This is a genomic window from Streptomyces sp. NPDC087428, assembly GCF_044744085.1.
GTDB lineage: Bacteria > Actinomycetota > Actinomycetes > Streptomycetales > Streptomycetaceae > Streptomyces.
This window is the reverse complement of sequence record NZ_JBIUXR010000005.1, coordinates 260,931-277,215: the sequence shown is the minus strand read 5'-3', so window position 1 is coordinate 277,215 and position 16,285 is coordinate 260,931. Positions and strand designations below refer to the sequence as shown.

At 71.1% G+C, this 16,285-nt stretch carries 16 protein-coding genes; 8 read left to right on the top strand and 8 right to left on the bottom strand.

The features are described from left to right. Window positions 1–8: 8 nt before the first annotated feature. From ACIO3R_RS12900 to ACIO3R_RS12885, 4 genes are read left to right on the top strand one after another with little or no spacing between them, the layout of a single operon-like run. A complete protein-coding gene (locus ACIO3R_RS12900; protein ID WP_385033247.1) occupies window positions 9–947 on the top strand; it encodes a carbohydrate ABC transporter permease in 939 nt (312 codons plus the stop codon). 26 nt (window positions 948–973) lie between these two features. Then, a complete protein-coding gene (locus ACIO3R_RS12895) occupies window positions 974–1,840 on the top strand; it encodes a carbohydrate ABC transporter permease (protein WP_350992874.1) in 867 nt (288 codons plus the stop codon). A gap of 5 nt (window positions 1,841–1,845) precedes the next feature. Next, window positions 1,846–3,615 (top strand): DUF2264 domain-containing protein, encoded by a 1,770-nt coding sequence (locus tag ACIO3R_RS12890; RefSeq protein ID WP_402105506.1) that lies wholly within the window; start codon window positions 1,846–1,848, stop codon window positions 3,613–3,615. After that, window positions 3,612–6,305 (top strand): carbohydrate-binding protein, encoded by a 2,694-nt coding sequence (locus ACIO3R_RS12885; protein WP_402105505.1) that lies wholly within the window; start codon window positions 3,612–3,614, stop codon window positions 6,303–6,305. Before ACIO3R_RS12890 ends, ACIO3R_RS12885 begins: the two co-directional genes overlap by 4 nt. 73 nt (window positions 6,306–6,378) lie before the next feature. Here ACIO3R_RS12885 and ACIO3R_RS12880 read toward each other — a convergent pair whose 3' ends face one another. Together ACIO3R_RS12880 and ACIO3R_RS12875 are read right to left on the bottom strand one after the other, a co-directional pair. After that, window positions 6,379–6,819: a hypothetical protein gene (locus ACIO3R_RS12880; protein WP_363029799.1), complete on the bottom strand. Its 441-nt coding sequence runs from the start codon at window positions 6,817–6,819 to the stop codon at window positions 6,379–6,381. Beyond that, the gene (locus ACIO3R_RS12875; protein ID WP_385033238.1) at window positions 6,813–7,271 is read right to left on the bottom strand and encodes an ATP-binding protein; all 459 of its coding nucleotides are present in this window, start codon (window positions 7,269–7,271) and stop codon (window positions 6,813–6,815) included. The genes ACIO3R_RS12880 and ACIO3R_RS12875 overlap by 7 nt, the downstream gene beginning before the upstream one ends. Before the next feature lie 205 nt (window positions 7,272–7,476). On the opposite strand from ACIO3R_RS12875, the gene ACIO3R_RS12870 reads away from it, so the two are divergent. The 3 genes from ACIO3R_RS12870 to ACIO3R_RS12860 are packed head-to-tail and all read left to right on the top strand — an operon-like array spanning window position 7,477 to window position 9,088. After that, the gene (locus ACIO3R_RS12870) at window positions 7,477–8,337 is read left to right on the top strand and encodes a helix-turn-helix domain-containing protein (protein WP_385033235.1); all 861 of its coding nucleotides are present in this window, start codon (window positions 7,477–7,479) and stop codon (window positions 8,335–8,337) included. Beyond that, complete coding sequence (locus tag ACIO3R_RS12865) at window positions 8,337–8,573, top strand: DUF397 domain-containing protein (protein ID WP_024490276.1); 237 nt, start codon at window positions 8,337–8,339, stop codon at window positions 8,571–8,573. Before ACIO3R_RS12870 ends, ACIO3R_RS12865 begins: the two co-directional genes overlap by 1 nt. Window positions 8,574–8,632: 59 nt before the next feature. Further along, window positions 8,633–9,088 carry a YchJ family protein gene (locus ACIO3R_RS12860; protein ID WP_402105503.1) on the top strand — a complete coding sequence of 152 codons (456 nt, stop codon included), beginning with the start codon at window positions 8,633–8,635 and terminating at the stop codon, window positions 9,086–9,088. Between the two features lie 29 nt (window positions 9,089–9,117). Here the strand turns inward: ACIO3R_RS12860 and ACIO3R_RS12855 are convergent, their stop codons facing one another. Then, the gene (locus tag ACIO3R_RS12855; protein WP_402105502.1) at window positions 9,118–11,190 is read right to left on the bottom strand and encodes an MDR family MFS transporter; all 2,073 of its coding nucleotides are present in this window, start codon (window positions 11,188–11,190) and stop codon (window positions 9,118–9,120) included. A 55-nt stretch (window positions 11,191–11,245) separates the two neighbouring features. Further along, window positions 11,246–12,085, bottom strand: coding sequence for a hypothetical protein (locus tag ACIO3R_RS12850; protein WP_385033226.1), 840 nt, complete (start codon window positions 12,083–12,085; stop codon window positions 11,246–11,248). A gap of 80 nt (window positions 12,086–12,165) precedes the next feature. On the opposite strand from ACIO3R_RS12850, the gene ACIO3R_RS12845 reads away from it, so the two are divergent. After that, complete coding sequence (locus ACIO3R_RS12845; RefSeq protein WP_385344379.1) at window positions 12,166–13,419, top strand: cytochrome P450; 1,254 nt, start codon at window positions 12,166–12,168, stop codon at window positions 13,417–13,419. 47 nt (window positions 13,420–13,466) lie between these two features. Here the strand turns inward: ACIO3R_RS12845 and ACIO3R_RS12840 are convergent, their stop codons facing one another. The 4 genes from ACIO3R_RS12840 to ACIO3R_RS12825 all read right to left on the bottom strand — a co-directional run bounded on the left by ACIO3R_RS12840 (window position 13,467) and on the right by ACIO3R_RS12825 (window position 16,202). Then, a complete protein-coding gene (locus ACIO3R_RS12840) occupies window positions 13,467–13,994 on the bottom strand; it encodes a hypothetical protein (protein ID WP_402105500.1) in 528 nt (175 codons plus the stop codon). 154 nt (window positions 13,995–14,148) lie between these two features. After that, complete coding sequence (locus ACIO3R_RS12835; protein ID WP_385026558.1) at window positions 14,149–15,363, bottom strand: acyl-CoA dehydrogenase family protein; 1,215 nt, start codon at window positions 15,361–15,363, stop codon at window positions 14,149–14,151. Window positions 15,364–15,367: 4 nt separating this feature from the next. Further along, complete coding sequence (locus ACIO3R_RS12830) at window positions 15,368–15,841, bottom strand: SCP2 sterol-binding domain-containing protein (RefSeq protein ID WP_385026561.1); 474 nt, start codon at window positions 15,839–15,841, stop codon at window positions 15,368–15,370. Between the two features lie 97 nt (window positions 15,842–15,938). After that, the gene (locus tag ACIO3R_RS12825; RefSeq protein ID WP_385026564.1) at window positions 15,939–16,202 is read right to left on the bottom strand and encodes a hypothetical protein; all 264 of its coding nucleotides are present in this window, start codon (window positions 16,200–16,202) and stop codon (window positions 15,939–15,941) included. Window positions 16,203–16,285 lie beyond the last annotated feature (83 nt).

The window sequence follows — 16,285 nt, the reverse complement described above, 5'->3', positions numbered from 1 at the left end:
GCCGCCCCGTGACGCTCACCGACCGGCGGCCGACAGCCGCCGCCACGCCCGCAGCGGACACTCCGCGGCAGCGAAGCCCGATGAAACGGGCCAGGTCGCTCGCGGCCTGGGGCCTCATCGGCCCCTACACCCTCTTCCTCGTCCTCTTCGGCGCCGCCCCGGCCGGCTACGCGCTCTGGACGTCCTTCACCCACGACGGCTCGTTCGCCGGGATCCGCAACTGGACCGGGGTCTTCGAGGACTACCGGCTCGTCGACTCCGCGGCGCACGTCGGGATGTACCTCCTGCTGTGGCTACCGATCCTCGTCCTGCTCGTGCTGTCGCTCGCCCTGACCCTGCATGTGAAGCCGGGCAGGTTCTCCTCGACGATGCAGTTCGTCTACTACCTGCCGGGCGCCGTCACCGGATCCGCCGCCGCACTGCTGTGGCTGTTCATGGTCAGCCCCGACGCCAGCCCGTTCAGCCCGGTTCTCGACCTGTTCGACATCACCAGCGCCACCGACGCACTCTCCGGCCAGAGCCTGATCTCCGTACTCACCGTGATGGGCGTCGCCGTCCACGCGGGCGGCTGGATCATCGTCCTGTACGGGGCGCTGAACGCCCTGCCCAAGGACGTGATGGAGGCGGCCCAGGTCGACGGCGCCTCCACCTGGCGGACCACCTGGCACATCAAGTTGCCCATGGTCCGCAGCTACGTGGCGTTCGTCCTCATCTCCAGCTTCGCCGCCGGCAGCCAGGTCTTCGTCGAACCGACCGTGCTGACCACCGGCGCCCCCGGACAGATCAGCCCCACCTGGTCGGTCAACCAGCTCGCGTACAACTACGCGACCCAGGAAGGGGACTTCGGCAAGGCCGCCGCCCTCTCCCTGGCCATGCTCGCGGTCGGTCTGCTGGCCGCCTGGATCGTCATCAGCCGCACCCGCATGTACGAAACGGACCACCGGTGATCACACGTGAGAGGCGTCCGAGCCCGATGAACGCCGTATCCCGCTCCGCACGGCTGCTGTTCCTCCTCGGCGCCGCCGTCTTCTTCGGCCTCCCGCTGCTGTGGCTGGTCCTCGCCCCGACCCGTACCGCCGACGACCTCACCACCGGGTCCTCGCTCGGCTTCGGCTCACTGGGCAACGTGGGCAGCGCCTGGGACCACCTGATGAGCTACAACGACGGCCAGATCACACTGTGGATCGGCAACTCGGTCTTCTACACCGCGGCCAGCGTCGCGCTGTCCCTGGTGCTCTGCGTGCCGGCCGGATACGTCCTGGCCAAGCACGACTTCGGCGGACGCAAGCTGCTGCTGACCCTCTCCATCGTCTGCATGATCCTGCCGCCGGCCGCCCTCGTCCTCCCGCTCTACCTGGAGATGAACGCCTTCGGTCTCACCGGCACCCCCGCCTCGGTGATCCTGCCGCTCTCCTTCTACCCGTTCGGCGTCTACCTCGCCTATCTGCACTTCGCCGCCAACCTCCCGGACAGCCTGCTGGACGCCGGCCGGGTCGACGGGGCGGGGGAACTGCGACTGTTCTGGTCGATCGGCATCCCGCTCGCCAAGCCGGCCATCGGGCTGATCGCCTTCTTCTCCTTCACCCGCACCTGGACCGACTTCTTCCTGCCGTTCGTGATGCTCGCCGACGACCGGACGTTCACCCTTCAGCTCGGCCTGATGTCGCTCCTCCAGTCGACCGGCGCGGTCAACGCCTCCAGCGGATTCAGCGACCTCGACATCCACCAGCCGGAAGCGGCCCTGGCCGGACTCGTCGCCTGCGTACCCACCCTCGTCGCCTTCCTGTTCGCCCAGCGCTTCCTGCGCACGGGACTGCTCGCCGGCGCGGAGAAGGGCTGATACGGATGACCGACGACAGCCGTACGGAGCTCCAGGAGTACGCGCGTACCCTCGCCGAACCCCTCCTCCCGCACTTCAGCCCCGGCCGCGCCCGGCTCCGCCTGGGCGTCAACACCGCCATCCACGACGACCCGGCCGCTGAACTGGAGGCGTTCGCCCGCCCCCTGTGGGGTCTCGCCCCGCTCGCCGCGGGCGGCGGGCACTTCGCGCACTGGGAGTACTGGGTACGCGGCCTGGCGGCCGGCACCGACCCCGGCCACCCCGAGTACTGGGGCCCGCCGGGACCGCACAACCAGCGGATCGTCGAGATGGCCGCCATCGGGTTCGCCCTCGCACTCGCCCCCGACCGGCTCTGGGAACCCCTGACCGAACCGGAACGTGCGCGGGTGGCCCACTGGCTGACCACCGGCATGTCCTGCCCGGTCACCGACAACAACTGGCTCTTCTTCCCCGTCCTGATCGGACTCGGACTCGACCGCGTCGGCGTCCCCCACGACCGCGAACGGGTCACCGCCTGCCTGGACCGGCTGGAGACCTTCGCCCGCGGCGACGGCTGGTACTCCGACGGACCCACCGAACGCCGCGACTACTACGTGCCGTGGGCGATGCACTTCTACGGCCTGCTCTACGCGGCACTCGCCGGACACCGCGACCCCGAACGGGCCGTGCGCTTCCGGATGAGGGCGGCCCTGTTCGCCCAGGACTTCCAGCACTGGTTCGCCGACGACGGCGCCGCCGTCCCCTACGGCCGTTCCCTCACCTACCGCTTCGCACAGGCCGCGTTCTGGTCCGCCCTCCCGTACGCCGGTGTCGAGGCCCTGCCCTGGGGAGTCGTCAAGGGACACCTGATGCGTCATCTGCGCTGGTGGCAGCGGCGCCCCGACGCGGCGCCCGGCGGACTCCTCTCCATCGGCTACGCCTATCCGCAGCCCGCGCTCGCCGAGCAGTACAACGCCCCCGGCTCCCCGTACTGGGCGATGAAAACCTTCCTGCCGCTCGCGCTGCCCGCCGGCCACCGCTTCTGGACCGCCGCCGAACGCGGCGCCCCCGCCCTGCCCGCCGTCTCGCCCCAGCCCCACGCGGGCGCCGTCCTGATGCGATCCGGCGGCGACGTCACCCTGCTCGCCGGCCGCCAGCACCACTCCTGGGTCCGCCACGGGGCCGAGAAGTACGCCAAGTTCGCGTACTCCACACGGTTCGGCTTCAGCCTGCCCGCCGGACCGGCCGGACTGGAGCAGGGGGCGTACGACTCCATGCTCGCCCTCAGCGACGACGGCGGAGTCCACTACCGGGTACGCGAGGAACCCGGCGACCACCAGGTCACCGACGACACCGTCCGCTCCACCTGGCACCCGTGGCCCGACGTCGAGATCACCACCTGGCTCACCGCCGCCCCGCCCTGGCAGGTGCGCGTCCACCGTGTCCGCACCGCACGCCCGCTGCACACCGCGGAGGGCGCCTTCGCCGTCGACCGCGACTCCGCGCCCCCGCCGGGCCCCACCCGGCAGGCGGGCCCCGGCCGCGCCCGCGCCACCGGCTCCGCCGGACTCACCGGCCTGATCGACACCGACGGCCGCCGCACCGGACAGGTCATCGACTGCCTGCCCGGCACCAATGTGCTCGCCCGCCGCACCATGCTGCCCACGCTCACCGGCGAACTCCCGCCCGGCGAACACTGGCTGAGGTGCGCGGTCCTCGGCGCCGCGCCGGGGCCGGACGGCGAGACCGCGTGGAAACGCCCACCCGCACCACCGAACACCGGAGGCTGTACATGAGACCGGCTCTCAGCCCGACATCCCTGGTGGCCGCCGCGGCTGCCGCACTGATCGCACTGCCCCTGGCCCTGGCACCCGAGGCCACCGCAGCCACCCACGGCAGGACGTACGAGGTCGCGACCTGGGGATCCGACCGGTCCGCCGGCAGCGCGCGGCACCCGCTGCGCACGATCTCGCGCTGCGCCGAACTCGTACGCCCCGGTGACAGCTGCCTGATCCACCGGGGCACCTACCGCGAGCAGGTCACCCCGCCGGCCGGCCGGAAGGACGCCCCGGTCACCTTCGCCGCGTACGGCGACGGCGCGGTGACGGTCGACGGCACGGACACGGTCACCGGCTGGAAGGACGCGGGCGGCGGCCTCGTCTCGGCGCGGACCGACCTGCCGCTCGACGCGAGCGAGAACGCCCTCTTCCTCGACGGCGGCCGCGCCATGGAGGGCCGCTGGCCCAACTCCGGCACCGACCCGCTCAACCCGACCTGGGCCGTCGCCGAGAAGACCTCCACCGACCAGCACATCGACGACCCCGCCCTGCCCGCCGGGGACCTCACCGGCGCCACCGTCCATCTGTGGGCCGGCTCCAACCCCTGGAGCCAGCAGACCGGAACGGTCACCGCCACCGCCGCCGGCGCCCTCGACTTCAAGGGCGGCAACTACCGCTGCGACCCGCTCTGCATGGGCGACAAGAACTACCGCAACTACTACCTGGTGGGATCCAGGGCCACCCTCGACCAGCCCGGCGAGTGGTACTACGACAAGGCCGCGAAGACCCTGTACCTCGTCCCGCCCAAGGGCGGAATGCGGGGCCACACCGTCACCGCCAAGCACCGCTCCTGGGGCATCGACCTCAGCGGCAGCTCCCACGTCACCGTGCGCGGCCTCGACCTCTGGGGCACCTCGCTGCGCACCGGCAAGGACAGCACCGGCGTCCTCGTCGAGAACCTGAACGCCCGTTACGTCTCCGAGTACTCGACGCTCCCGATGCCCGCCGACGACGAACTGGCCGTCGAACCGGGCGAGGGCCACATCGTCGTCTCCCGGATCCTGGACTCCGGCGTCCAGCTCCTGGGCACCGGCAACACCCTGCGCGACAGCGAGATCGCCCACTCCGCCGGCACCGGCGTCCTGGTGCGCGGCAGCGGGAACACGGTCACCAACACCTACATCCACGACGTCGGCTGGATGGGCAGTTACACCCCCGGCATCGAGATCAACGGCAGCGGCCACACCGTCACCCACAACACCGTCCGCCGCACCGGCCGGGGCAGCGTCGACGTGTCGTGGCAGCTCAACGGGGTGCCGTTCCACAACAACGAGATCGCCTACAACGACCTCTCCGAGGCGATGCGGACCTCCCGCGACGGCAGCCCGTTCTACGTCTGCTGCAACCTGGACGCCACCGGCACCAGCGTCGACCACAACATCGTCCACGACGACGACGGCCAGGTCGGCTACTACATCGACAACTCCTCCGGCAACTTCCTGCTCCACCACAACGTCGCGTACAACACCGGCACCCGGGGCACCTTCTTCAACGGCCACAGCGGCGTCAGCCTCGGCAACCGCGACCACCACTCGTCGTACGGCCAGGGCATCACGGGCGCCTCGGTCCGGCTGAGCGGCGCGACCGACGCCACCGGCACGTACGTCAGCAACATCGTCGGGATGACCAAGACCGAGATCTCCGGACCCGGTGACCCCGGCCCCGTCGTGCGCAGCAACCTCCTGCCGCCCACCGACCCCGGCTACACCGACACCCGCAACGGCGAACTGTGGCTGCGCGCCGGCTCGCCCGCCATCGACGCGGGCGAGACCGTCGCCGGGGTGACCACCGCAGTGCGCGGCGCAGGCCCCGACCAGGGTGCCTACGAGTACGGTGACGCCATCTGGTCGGCGGGCTGCACCCTGCCCGGCTGCCAGTCCCGGGTCCGCAACGACGGCTGGACCGCCACCGCGTCCGACGGCTCCGACGCCTCCGCGGCCGTGGACGGTGTCCAGACCACCCAGTGGAAGTCCGCCGCACTCCAGGCCCCGGGCCAGTCGCTCACCGTCGACCTGGGCACACCGAAGACCGTCGGCCGGCTGGCCCTCGACGCGGGTCTGGACGCCACCGGGCACCCCTCCGGGTTCACCGTCGCGACGAGCCGTGACGGCGAGCGGTGGGGGAAGCCGGTCGCCGAGGTGAGCGGCCGCTCCTTCACCCAGGAGGCCGTCTTCCCGACCGACACCGTCCGCTACCTGCGGATCACCCTCACCGCACCGGGTGACACGGAATGGGGTGTGAACGAGATCCGGCTGTACGCCGACGGGCCGGACGCCGCCGGGACGCTCCAGGCCGAACTGGCCACCGACATACTGGGCACCACCCGGGGCGACGCCGCCACCGGGCTGCTGGGCTCGGGCGACCGCTTCGGCTTCCGCAAGGTCCGGTTCGGTGCGGGCGCGGACCGGATGACCCTCCGCGTCGCGGCGCCGGGCCGGGGCGTGACCGGTCTGCTCCAGGTGCGGCTGGACAGCCCGAAGGGCCGGATCGTGGGCGTGCTGCCGGTACGGGCGACCGGCGGGGCCGACACCTGGCAGGAGCAGTCGGCGAAGCTGCTGCACACCGTCACCGGTACGCACGACGTGTACGTCGTCGCCGCGGCCGGCCCGAGGACCGCGGCCGTCGACTGGCTGACGTTCGGCAGGTGAGTACGCGGGTGGGGGCCGGCACATCGGATGACGTGCCGGCCCCCACCCTTACGTACGCCCGCGTGCGTGCCGGTCAGGGGGCGGAAGGGACACGCGGACCGCCCGCGGACGTCCACGACGGCGTCACACCGGTCACCTGGCAGACCATCAGGTAGAGCGGGATGGGCGGCGTGTACGGCGTACGGCTGTCGGGCTGGTGGATCAGCCGGGGCCGCACCGCCGGGACGTAGGCGCCACGTGCGTAGGCGGCCTGCGCGGGCCAGTCCAGATCGAGGTCGGAGCCCGACGGGACGATCCACCACCAGCGCTCCCCGTCGTCGAAGACGCAGCCGGTGCGCGGCAGATGAGACATCAGCCGGAAGCCGTACCGCGCCGGCACCCCCACCGCGTCGCAGCCCAGGGTCGCGGAAAGGGCGGAGGGGAGAGGCAGTTGCACGCGGCCGCCGTCACCGGGGCGGCCGGGCTCGCGGGGCCGGCGGGTTCCGAGGAGATGGGACATGGCGTTCTTCAGCATGAGTGCTCCGTGCCGTGCGGCAGTTCCGCCCAGACGATGCGGCCCGAGCCGCCCCCGGCGTCGCGGGACCCCCAGGCACTGCACATCGCGTCGACGAGCAGCAGGCCGCGTCCGTGCTCGTCATCGGCGCCGCGTGACAACTGCGGCCCGCCTGGCTGGTGTCCTTGGTCCTGTACGGCTATGCGCAGCCGGTGATCGAGGCAGCGCAGCTCGCACACGACGCGAGAGCTGGCGGTGTGCACCACCGCGTTGGTGACCAGTTCGGACACGATGAGGATCGCCGCGTCGTGCGCGTCGCCGCCCAGCCGCCACTCGTCCAGCCGGGCCCGCGTCAGCCGCCGGGCACCGGCCACCGACTCCGGGTGCGCGGGCAGCGCGAAGCAGTACCGGAGCGCTTCCGTCCCGGGGCTGAGGTCCATGAGCCGGGGGATGAGCGCACTGCCAGGTGCCACGACCGAATCCTCACAGTGGGGGCTGCGTCACGCTTCGCGATCCCCGTAAAAGGAGGCGGGCGTGACTAGTGAACTGGTTCACTCACCAACTCTCCCCCTGTCGTGAACACTTGGCAAGGGGCACTCTGAAATTTCCAGAGTGGCTGTGTCTTTGGTGCCACGCGCATGGCACACTGCTGGCAAACAGCGCATGGGGAGGTCTGAAGTGAGTGAACCGCGGTCCGCCCCGACCGTGGGTCAGGTCGTTCTCGGCAAGCGCCTGCAGGATCTGCGGGAACGTGTCGGCCTGAGCCGGGACCAGGCTGCCAAGGTGCTGCGTGTCGCGCCCGCGACGATACGCAGGCTGGAGACGGCCGAGGTAGCTCTCAAGATCCCCTATGTGCAGCTGCTCCTGAAGGCCTACGGGATCTCCGAGGACGAGGCCGACGCCTTCGTCGTCCTCGCCGAGGAGGCCAACAAGCCGGGCTGGTGGCAGCGTTTCCACGACGTGCTGCCCGACTGGTTCAGCATGTACGTCAGCCTGGAGGGCGCCGCGAGCCTGCTGCGCATGTACGAGCCGCACTTCGTCCCCGGGCTGCTGCAGACCGAGGAGTACGCGCGCTCGGTGATGCGTACCGGAGCGGTCGGCCAGACCAGGCCGGAGGACATCGAGCGCCATGTGGCGCTGCGGATGCAGCGCCAGTCCCTGCTCACCCGGCCGGACGCCCCGCGGCTGTGGGTCGTGATGGACGAGACGGTGCTGCGCCGCCCGGTGGGCAGCCCGGAGGCCATGCGCGCCCAGATCGACCAGTTGCTCGAAGCGACCGCGATGCCCAACGTGACCCTCCAGATAGCCGAGTTCTCCACCGGCCATCACCCGGGCACCTACGGGCCCTTCGTGCTCTTCCGGTTCGCCGTCCCGGAGCTCCCCGACATGGTCTACAGCGAGTACCTGACCGGGGCCGTCTACTTCGACGCCCGCCCGGAGGTGGCCTCCTACCTCGAGGTCATGGACCGCATGGCGGCCCAGGCCGCGACTGCACAACGCACGAAGGAAATCCTCCGGGACTTCCGCAAGGAGCTGTGATGACACCCATATACAACGGCATGCCGGCCGCCGAACTGGGCTCCGAGGGCTGGTACAAGCCGTGGAGCGGCGGCAACGGCGGCAACTGTGTCGAGGCCATGAAGCTTTCCGACGGAAGAATCGCCATGCGCCAGTCCGCGGACCCGGACGGCCCGGCCCTGATCTACACCCACCGCGAGATCGCCGCGTTCATCCAGGGAGCGAAGGCCGGCCAGGCGGATTTCCTGCTGACCTGACGACGCGGCCCGCAAGCCCCGCGGACGGTCCGGCGCCGCCGCAGGCCACAATGGACCCCATGTCCCGACGCACCTCACGCCCCCGGCGCCCGTCCGCCGCGAGTGCCCGCACCGTTCCCGTACCGGAGATCACCGCGGCATCGCCCTGCCCGTGCGGGCTGCCCGCCGAGTACGGCGCGTGCTGCGGGCGGCTGCACGCCGGGGCCGCCGCGCCGACCTGCGAGGCGCTGATGCGTTCGCGGTACGCGGCCTTCGCCGTCCGGGACGCCGCGTATCTGCTGCGCACCTGGCACCCCGGCACCCGGCCGGAGGTCCTCGACCTCGATCCGGGGGTGCGCTGGGAGCGGCTGGAGATCCTGGGGACGACGGAGGGCAGCGCCTTCCACACCACGGGCACGGTCACCTTCCGGGCGCACTTCGAGGACAACGGCCGCGCCGGCTCGCTCCACGAGAAGAGCCGCTTCGTCCGTTGCGAGGGCGCCTGGGTCTACGAGTCCGCGGTCTTCGCCGACTGAGCCGCTCGGGGGCCCGGTGGTGCACCGCGTCAGACGGGTGCGCCGGCCGGGACCGCCGGGGACAGCTCCTGTGCGAGGTCCTCCGCCAGCAGCCGCTTGGCGATGACGTCGACCGCGGCGCGCACCCGCGCGTCGTCCGGGCGCTCGCCGTCGTGGCCCAGCTGTTCGTTGAGCCACGTCGCCCAGGCGGTCGTGATGGTCCCGGCCTCCCTGCTCCCCGCCTCGGTGTGCGCGAACAGATGACCGTCCCCGGTGAGATAGCCCTCCTCGATCATCCGGTCGAAGACGGGCACCAGCACCTCCGGCGGGATCCGGTGCCGGGCCGCGATCAGCCGGAGCCCCGCGTGGCCGACCATCCGGGTGAACAGCTCGACCTGCATCACCGCCCAGGCCCCCGCCATGTCGAGCCGGGTGTCCGATTCGGCGATGATCCGCCGGACCGTGTCCGGGTCGACCCGCCGCAGGATCTTGGCCACCGAGAACTCGAGCAGCCGGGCCGAGTCACCGGCGCTCGGTGAGGCGAAGCCCTCGCCCATGTCGGTCGAGCCGGCCCGTACCGTGTCGCGCAGCTTCACCTCCTTCAGGAACAGCGCCACGACGAACCCGAGCACCGCGACCGGCACCGTCCACAGGAACACCGTGTGCAGGGTGTCGGCATAGGCCTGGGCCAGCGGCGCCGACTGGGCGCCGGGCAGCGAGTGCAGGCCCTCCGGACTCTGCGACGCCTTCGCCAGCACCGCCGGATCACCGCCGGCCCGCGCCGCCGCCGCGACCCCGTCCTTGAGATTCGGGCCGAGCGCGTTCGCGTAGATCGTCCCGAACACCGCCGTACCGAAGGCGCTGCCGAGCGTACGGAAGAACGTCACGCCCGAGGTCGCCGTGCCCAGGTCCGCGTAGTCGACGGTGTTCTGCACCGCGATCGTCAGCACCTGCATGGACAGGCCGATGCCGAGCCCGAGCACCAGCATGTACAGCGACTCCAGCCACACCCCGCTGTCCGGGCCCATCCGCGAGAGCAGGAACAGGCCGACCGCCATGACCAGCGAGCCCACGATGGGGAAGATCCGGTAGCGGCCGGTCTTGCTGACCACGTTGCCGCTGAAGACCGACGCGACCAGCAGACCGACGACCATGGGCAGCGTCCGGACGCCCGAGAGGGTCGCCGAGTCCCCGTCCACGTACTGCAGATACGTCGGCAGGAAGATCATCGCGCCGAGCATCGCGAACCCCACGATGAAGCTGAGGATCGAGCAGACCGTGAAGACCGGGTTCCCGAACAGCCGCATCGGCAACATCGGTTCCCTCGCCCGGAACTCGACGAGGCAGAACAGCGCGAGTGCGGCCAGCCCGAGCACGAACAGGCCGATGATGACGGGCGAGCCCCAGGCGTACTGGTTGCCGCCCCAGCTCGTCGCGAGGATCAGCGAGCTCGCCCCGACCGTGACCAGCGCGATGCCCAGGTAGTCGATGACCGGTCGCCCCACGGCCTTCACGGACGGAATGGTGCGGGCCGCGGCGATGACCACCACGATCGCGATCGGCACATTGACGTAGAACGCCCAGCGCCAGGTCAGATGGTCCGTGAAGAGCCCGCCCAGCAGCGGTCCGACGACGGTGGAGACGCCGAACACCGCACCGATCGCACCCTGGTACTTGCCGCGGTCGCGCAGCGGGATCACATCGGCGATCAGCGCCATGGACGTGACCATCAGACCGCCCGCGCCGATGCCCTGGAGACCGCGCCACACGATCAGCAGCGTCATGTTCGTCGCGAGGCCGCAGAGGAACGAACCGGTGATGAAGATGATCGCCGAGAGCTGGAAGACGATCTTCCGGCCGAACAGGTCGCCGAACTTCCCGACCAGGACCGTCGCCACCGTCTCCGCGAGCAGGTACGCGGTGACCACCCACGACATATGGGCGGCGCCCCCCAGGTCCGAGACGATCGTGGGCAGTGCGGTACCCACGATCGTCTGGTCCAGCGCGGCCAGCAGAATGCCCAGCACGATCGTGGCGAAGACGATGTTCCGGCGGCGCGGATCGAGCAGGGGCGGCGCGGCGGCACTCTGCGCGGCGGGGGCGGTCTCGCTGGCAGTGGTCACGTCTGCACCCTCACACCGCGCCCTGTCACCCGCATGTGGGGGACGGCCGGACGTGTCAGGCCAGCAGATCCCGCAACGACGCCTTCATCCGGGTCACGAACGCCGCCCGCACCGGCTCCGGCACCCGGTCCAGCGAGAGGTACGGATTGAGGTCCTCCAGCTCGACGAGCAGCAGCTCGCCGTCCGCCGTCCGGCACGCGTCGACCCGCTGGATGCCGTGGCCGAGGGTGTTCCACTCGACGAAGGACCGGGCGAACCCCAGATCCGCGGCACTCGCCCCGTACGGCTCCAGCACCCACCGCTGCTCCGGGTGCGGCGCGTACAGCGCGTACTGGAAGTCCTGGTCGACGAAGTAGAAGGACACCTCGTACCGGAAGTCGATCCGCGGCTGGACCAGCTGGGCCCCGCCCGCCCCGGAGGACAGCGCGGGGAGCAGTTCGGGGGCCCGTACGAAGCGCAGCCCGGCCGAGTCCGCGCCCAGCTTCGGCTTGATCACGTACTCCTCGGCCCCGGGCAGCAGCCCCAGGTCCGCCGCCCGGTCCACGGTGGGGATCACCGGGTACCCGGCGCGGCTCAGGTCGACGAGGTACTGCTTGCCCGCCATGTCACCCCGCCCGGTCAGCGGGTTGTAGACCCGTGCGTCCAGTTCGCGGGCCCGTGCGCGGAAGGCGTCGTACGCCTCCTGGTAGTGCAGTACCGGGCCGCTGTTGCGTATGACGGCCGCGTCGAAACCGTCCAGCAGCGCGGCGGCGTCGCGTGGATGGCAGAGCGCCGTGTCGAAGTCCTCGCGCAGCCGTGAGGTCAGAAAGACGTCCTCGTCGCAGTAGCGTCGCCCGCGGGCCTCGTAGGCGAGGTCGGTGACGAAGAGGACGGACGGGCGCGGGGCGGCGGCCATGGTGTTTCCCCAAGGGGTGCGTGAGCGGGCGGGTGGTCAATAACCTGGACGGCGTTGCCCGTCAACGACCCTGGAGCGTCATGACGTCTGCCCCGCAAGAGTCGCTCGCCTCGCAAGAGCCGCCCGTGCCCGACATTCTCTCGCCCGGCTTCGCCGCCGATCCCTACGGGGCCTACCGGATCATGCGCGAGCGCGCCCCGCTGATCCGGCACGAGGCGATGAACAGCTACATCGTCTCCCGCTACGAGGACGTCGAACGGGTCTTCAAGGACAAGGCCGGGGAGTTCACCACCGACAACTACGACTGGCAGATCGAACCCGTCCACGGCAGGACCATCCTCCAGCTCAGCGGCCGGGAGCACGCCGTGCGCCGGGCCCTGGTGGCCCCGGCCTTCCGGGGCACCGATCTCCAGGAGAAGTTCCTCCCGGTCATCGAGCGCAACGCCCGCGAGCTGATCGACACCTTCCGGCACACCGGCGGGGCCGATCTCGTCGACGCGTTCGCGACCCGGCTCCCCGTCCTGGTCATCGCGGACATGCTCGGCCTGGACAAGGCGGACCACGACCGCTTCCACGGCTGGTACACCACCGTCATCGCCTTCCTCGGCAACCTCGCGGGCGACCCGGACGTGGCGGCGGCCGGTGAGCGGACCCGGCAGGAGTTCGCCGCGTACATGATCCCGGTCATCCAGCAGCGCCGCGCCGCCCCCGGCGACGACCTGCTCTCCGCGCTCTGCGCCGCCGAGGTCGACGGCGTACGTATGAGTGACGAGGACATCAAGGCCTTCTGCAGCCTGCTGCTGGCCGCGGGCGGCGAGACCACCGACAAGGCCATCGCCTCGATCTTCGCCAACCTGCTGACCCACCCCGAGCAGCTCGCGGCCGTGCAGGAGGACCGGGGCCTCATCGACCGGGCCTTCGCCGAGACGCTGCGCTTCACCCCGCCGGTGCACATGATCATGCGCCAGGCCGCCACCGATGTGGAGCTCGGTGGCGGCCTGGTGCCCGCCGGGTCGACCGTCACCTGTCTGATCGGCTCGGCCAACCGGGACGCGGCCCGGTACCGCGATCCGGACCGGTTCGACATCTTCCGCACGGACCTGACCAGCACCACGGCGTTCTCCGCGGCGGCCGACCATCTGGCGTTCGCCCTGGGCCGGCACTTCTGCGTGGGGGCGCTGCTGGCCAGGGCCGAGGTGGAGACCGGGGTGAACCAGTTGCTGGACGCGATGCCCGGCGTACGGCTCGCGGACGGGTTCACCCCGGCCGAGCAGGGCGTCTTCACCCGGGGGCCGCGGTCGCTGCCGGTGCGGTTCACCCCGGTCGCGGGCTGAACCGGGGGCGGCGGCCCGGATCGCCGGGCCGCCGCCCCCGTGGGGCGTCAGCCGATGTGGGTACAGATGTTGTCCGTGGACCCGTGGATCATGTGCAGTGTCTTGTACCTGGTGGCGCTGATGTCCAGCGTGTAGATCCCGTCGATCAGTTGCTCCCCGCGCGGCAGGTTGCTGTCGTGCTCGCCGATCCCGGCGAGCACGGGCCCGACCGCGTGCCAGCGCTGCGAACCGTCCGTGTGGTAGTCGACGAGCGCGGTGCCACTGGCGTCGGTGTCGTGGAACGCGCCGGTGCCGGTGTTGGTGACCCGGATGACCAGGGCGCCCCTGTACGCGATCTCAGAGGGCGAGCCGTCGGAATGTGTGGCCAGCACCTTCTGCACGACCTCGTCGACGACCGGTTCGGCGTGGATCGGGAAGTCGCAGCGGGCGCCCGCCGCCGCGTCGAACGGGGCGGTGGGCGCGGGCTCCCAGCCGGTTCCGGCGCCGGAGGCGGCCGGTGTGCCGGCCGAGGCGGGCGCCGCGGTCAGCAGCGCGGTGGTGAGTGCGAGTGCGGAAACAACGGTGGTCCGGTGCATTGGGTCTCCCGGTGGCGGGGGCACCCTGGGTGATATCGCGGCCGGTGTGCCCCCGTGCACCGGCCGCCTTCTCACCCGGACGAGCATGCACCCGGCGCGGTGGGTCTGTCCCGGGGGCGCGCGGGCGGCGTCCGGACGGGTGCCCCGTACCGGCTCAGCGGATGTGGCGCCCCGAGATCGCCCGCGCGATGACCAGGCGCTGGATCTCGCTGGTCCCCTCGAAGATCGTGTAGATCTTGGCGTCGCGGTACATCCGCTCGACGGGATGTTCCCGGCTGTATCCGGCGCCGCCGAGGATCTGCACGGCCTTCTCCGTCGCGGACACGGCGAGTTCACCGGCGCGCAGCTTGGACATGGAGCCCTGCCCCGCGTCGAAGGTCCGGTCGTTGCGGGCCATCCAGGCGGCCTGCCAGATCAGCAGCCGCACGGACTCGATCTCGGTACGGATGTCGGCGAGCGCGAAGGCGATCGACTGGTTCTCGATGATGGGGCGGCCGAACGCCTCGCGCTGTCCCGCGTACTCCAGCGCGTACTCGTACGCCGCGCGCGCGATGCCGAGCGCCTGGGCGCCGACCGTGGGGCGGCTGACCTCGAAGGTCGCCATCGCGGCCTGCCCCTTGGCGTTGGTGCCCTCGCGGGCGCGGGCGAGCCGTGCGTCCAGCTTCTCCTTTCCGCCGAGCAGACAGTGCCCGGGGACCCGGACGTCGTCGAGGAAGACGTCCGCGGTGTGCGAGGCGCGCAGGCCGAGCTTCTTGATGGTGCGGCTCGCCTCCAGGCCCTTCGTGGCCGGCGGCACGATGAACGCGGCCTGCCCGCGGGCGCCGAGCGCCGGGTCGACCGAGGCGACGACGACATGGATCTCGGCGATGCCCCCGTTGGTGATCCAGGCCTTCTGGCCGGAGAGCACCCACTCGTCCCTGGCCTCGTCGTAGCGGGCCTTCGTGGTCATCGCGGAGACGTCGGAGCCGGCCTGCGGTTCGGAGACGCAGAACGCGGCCACCTTCGGGTCGGCCTCGTCGCCGTAGCACTGCGGAACCCACTCGGCGAGCTGGTCCGGCGTGCCGGAGGCGAAGATCCCGGCGACGGCGAGGGAGGTGCCGAAGAGCGCCATACCGATTCCGGCATCGCCCCAGAACAGCTCCTCGTTGGCTATCTGGAGGGAGAGCCCCGTCGGGTCGCCGTACATGTCGGCCAGCGACTCGAAACCGTACAGCCCGATCCTGGCCGCTTCCTGGATGACCGGCCAGGGGGTCTCCTCGCGGGCGTCCCATTCGGCGGCCGCCGGGCGCACCACCTGGGCGGCGAAGCCGTGCACCCAGTTACGGAGGTCCTGCTGCTCCTCGGTGAGGGCGAGGGAGAAGTAGCTCATCGGCTCAGGCCTTCGGGATGTCGAAGTAGCGGGTGAGGCCCGAGGCGAGACCGACGTCGCCGGCCACCTTCAGCTTGCGCATCATGAACATCGTCACCGGATTGCCGTTGCCGGAGACCAGCTTGAGGAACTCGGCGTCCCCCATCACCAGGGTCGTACGCGGTTCGGCGTCGGAGCGGCCCTCGCTGACGGTGCAGGCGCCGTCCGCGATCGAGGTCTCGAAGACCGCGTCGCTGTCCCCGGTGATCTTCCAGCGGATCAGCGCCCTGAGCTGGCCCGCGGCGTCCGGGCGGAACTGCTGCCTCATCCGGCCGAAGACCTCACCGAGCACCCGGGTGCGCAGTTCGCCGTGCATGACCTCGCCGAGTTGCCTGGCGGACAGGCCCTTCACGATCCGTGCGAACTCCGGCGGGGAGACGGCCGCGAAGTCGAGTGCGGCCAGTTCACCGGTGAGGTTGCCGCTGCTGTTGTCGGCCACGCCAGTTCCTTACTCTGAAGTAAACTTACTTTTGAGTAAGGTAAGCGTCGGGCCGCCCCTCCGCAAGGCGGTGCGGGAGCGGCGCGCCGCGGGGGAGTCACCAGGCCTTGCCGGGGCGCACCGTCAGCCGGGGGTGGTGGGCGGCCAGGAGCTTGTTGGCGCGGGCCAGCTCCGACAGGGCCTGCTCACGGTCGGCCTGGTCCTCGACGCCGAGCCGGGGGCCGCGGAACCTGCGGACCTCGCGCGCGGCGCACTCGGCGTCGAACTCCGCCTCCAGGATGTGCGGCGGGATGCAGGACCCGATCAGTGCGGCGACCCGGTCCGGAATCGGCACGGGGACGAGGAGGTGCGAGGCGGTCATGGGGTGTTCCCTCTCGAATGGTGGCCAGGAGGTCATGCGGTGCGGCCGCCGGGTGGGCGGCCGACTCCTCCATGTGTACGGGA

What these genes read in the sequence shown, in the direction of transcription:
- ACIO3R_RS12895 (WP_350992874.1), top strand. Translation starts at nt 974, where the DNA reads ATGAACGCCGTATCCCGCTCCGCACGGCTGCTGTTCCTCCTCGGCGCC.
- ACIO3R_RS12890 (WP_402105506.1), top strand. Translation starts at nt 1,846, where the DNA reads ATGACCGACGACAGCCGTACGGAGCTCCAGGAGTACGCGCGTACCCTC.
- ACIO3R_RS12885 (WP_402105505.1), top strand. Translation starts at nt 3,612, where the DNA reads ATGAGACCGGCTCTCAGCCCGACATCCCTGGTGGCCGCCGCGGCTGCC.
- ACIO3R_RS12880 (WP_363029799.1), bottom strand. Translation starts at nt 6,819, where the DNA reads ATGCTGAAGAACGCCATGTCCCATCTCCTCGGAACCCGCCGGCCCCGC.
- ACIO3R_RS12865 (WP_024490276.1), top strand. Translation starts at nt 8,337, where the DNA reads ATGACACCCATATACAACGGCATGCCGGCCGCCGAACTGGGCTCCGAG.
- ACIO3R_RS12860 (WP_402105503.1), top strand. Translation starts at nt 8,633, where the DNA reads ATGTCCCGACGCACCTCACGCCCCCGGCGCCCGTCCGCCGCGAGTGCC.
- ACIO3R_RS12850 (WP_385033226.1), bottom strand. Translation starts at nt 12,085, where the DNA reads ATGGCCGCCGCCCCGCGCCCGTCCGTCCTCTTCGTCACCGACCTCGCC.
- ACIO3R_RS12845 (WP_385344379.1), top strand. Translation starts at nt 12,166, where the DNA reads ATGACGTCTGCCCCGCAAGAGTCGCTCGCCTCGCAAGAGCCGCCCGTG.
- ACIO3R_RS12840 (WP_402105500.1), bottom strand. Translation starts at nt 13,994, where the DNA reads ATGCACCGGACCACCGTTGTTTCCGCACTCGCACTCACCACCGCGCTG.
- ACIO3R_RS12835 (WP_385026558.1), bottom strand. Translation starts at nt 15,363, where the DNA reads ATGAGCTACTTCTCCCTCGCCCTCACCGAGGAGCAGCAGGACCTCCGT.
- ACIO3R_RS12825 (WP_385026564.1), bottom strand. Translation starts at nt 16,202, where the DNA reads ATGACCGCCTCGCACCTCCTCGTCCCCGTGCCGATTCCGGACCGGGTC.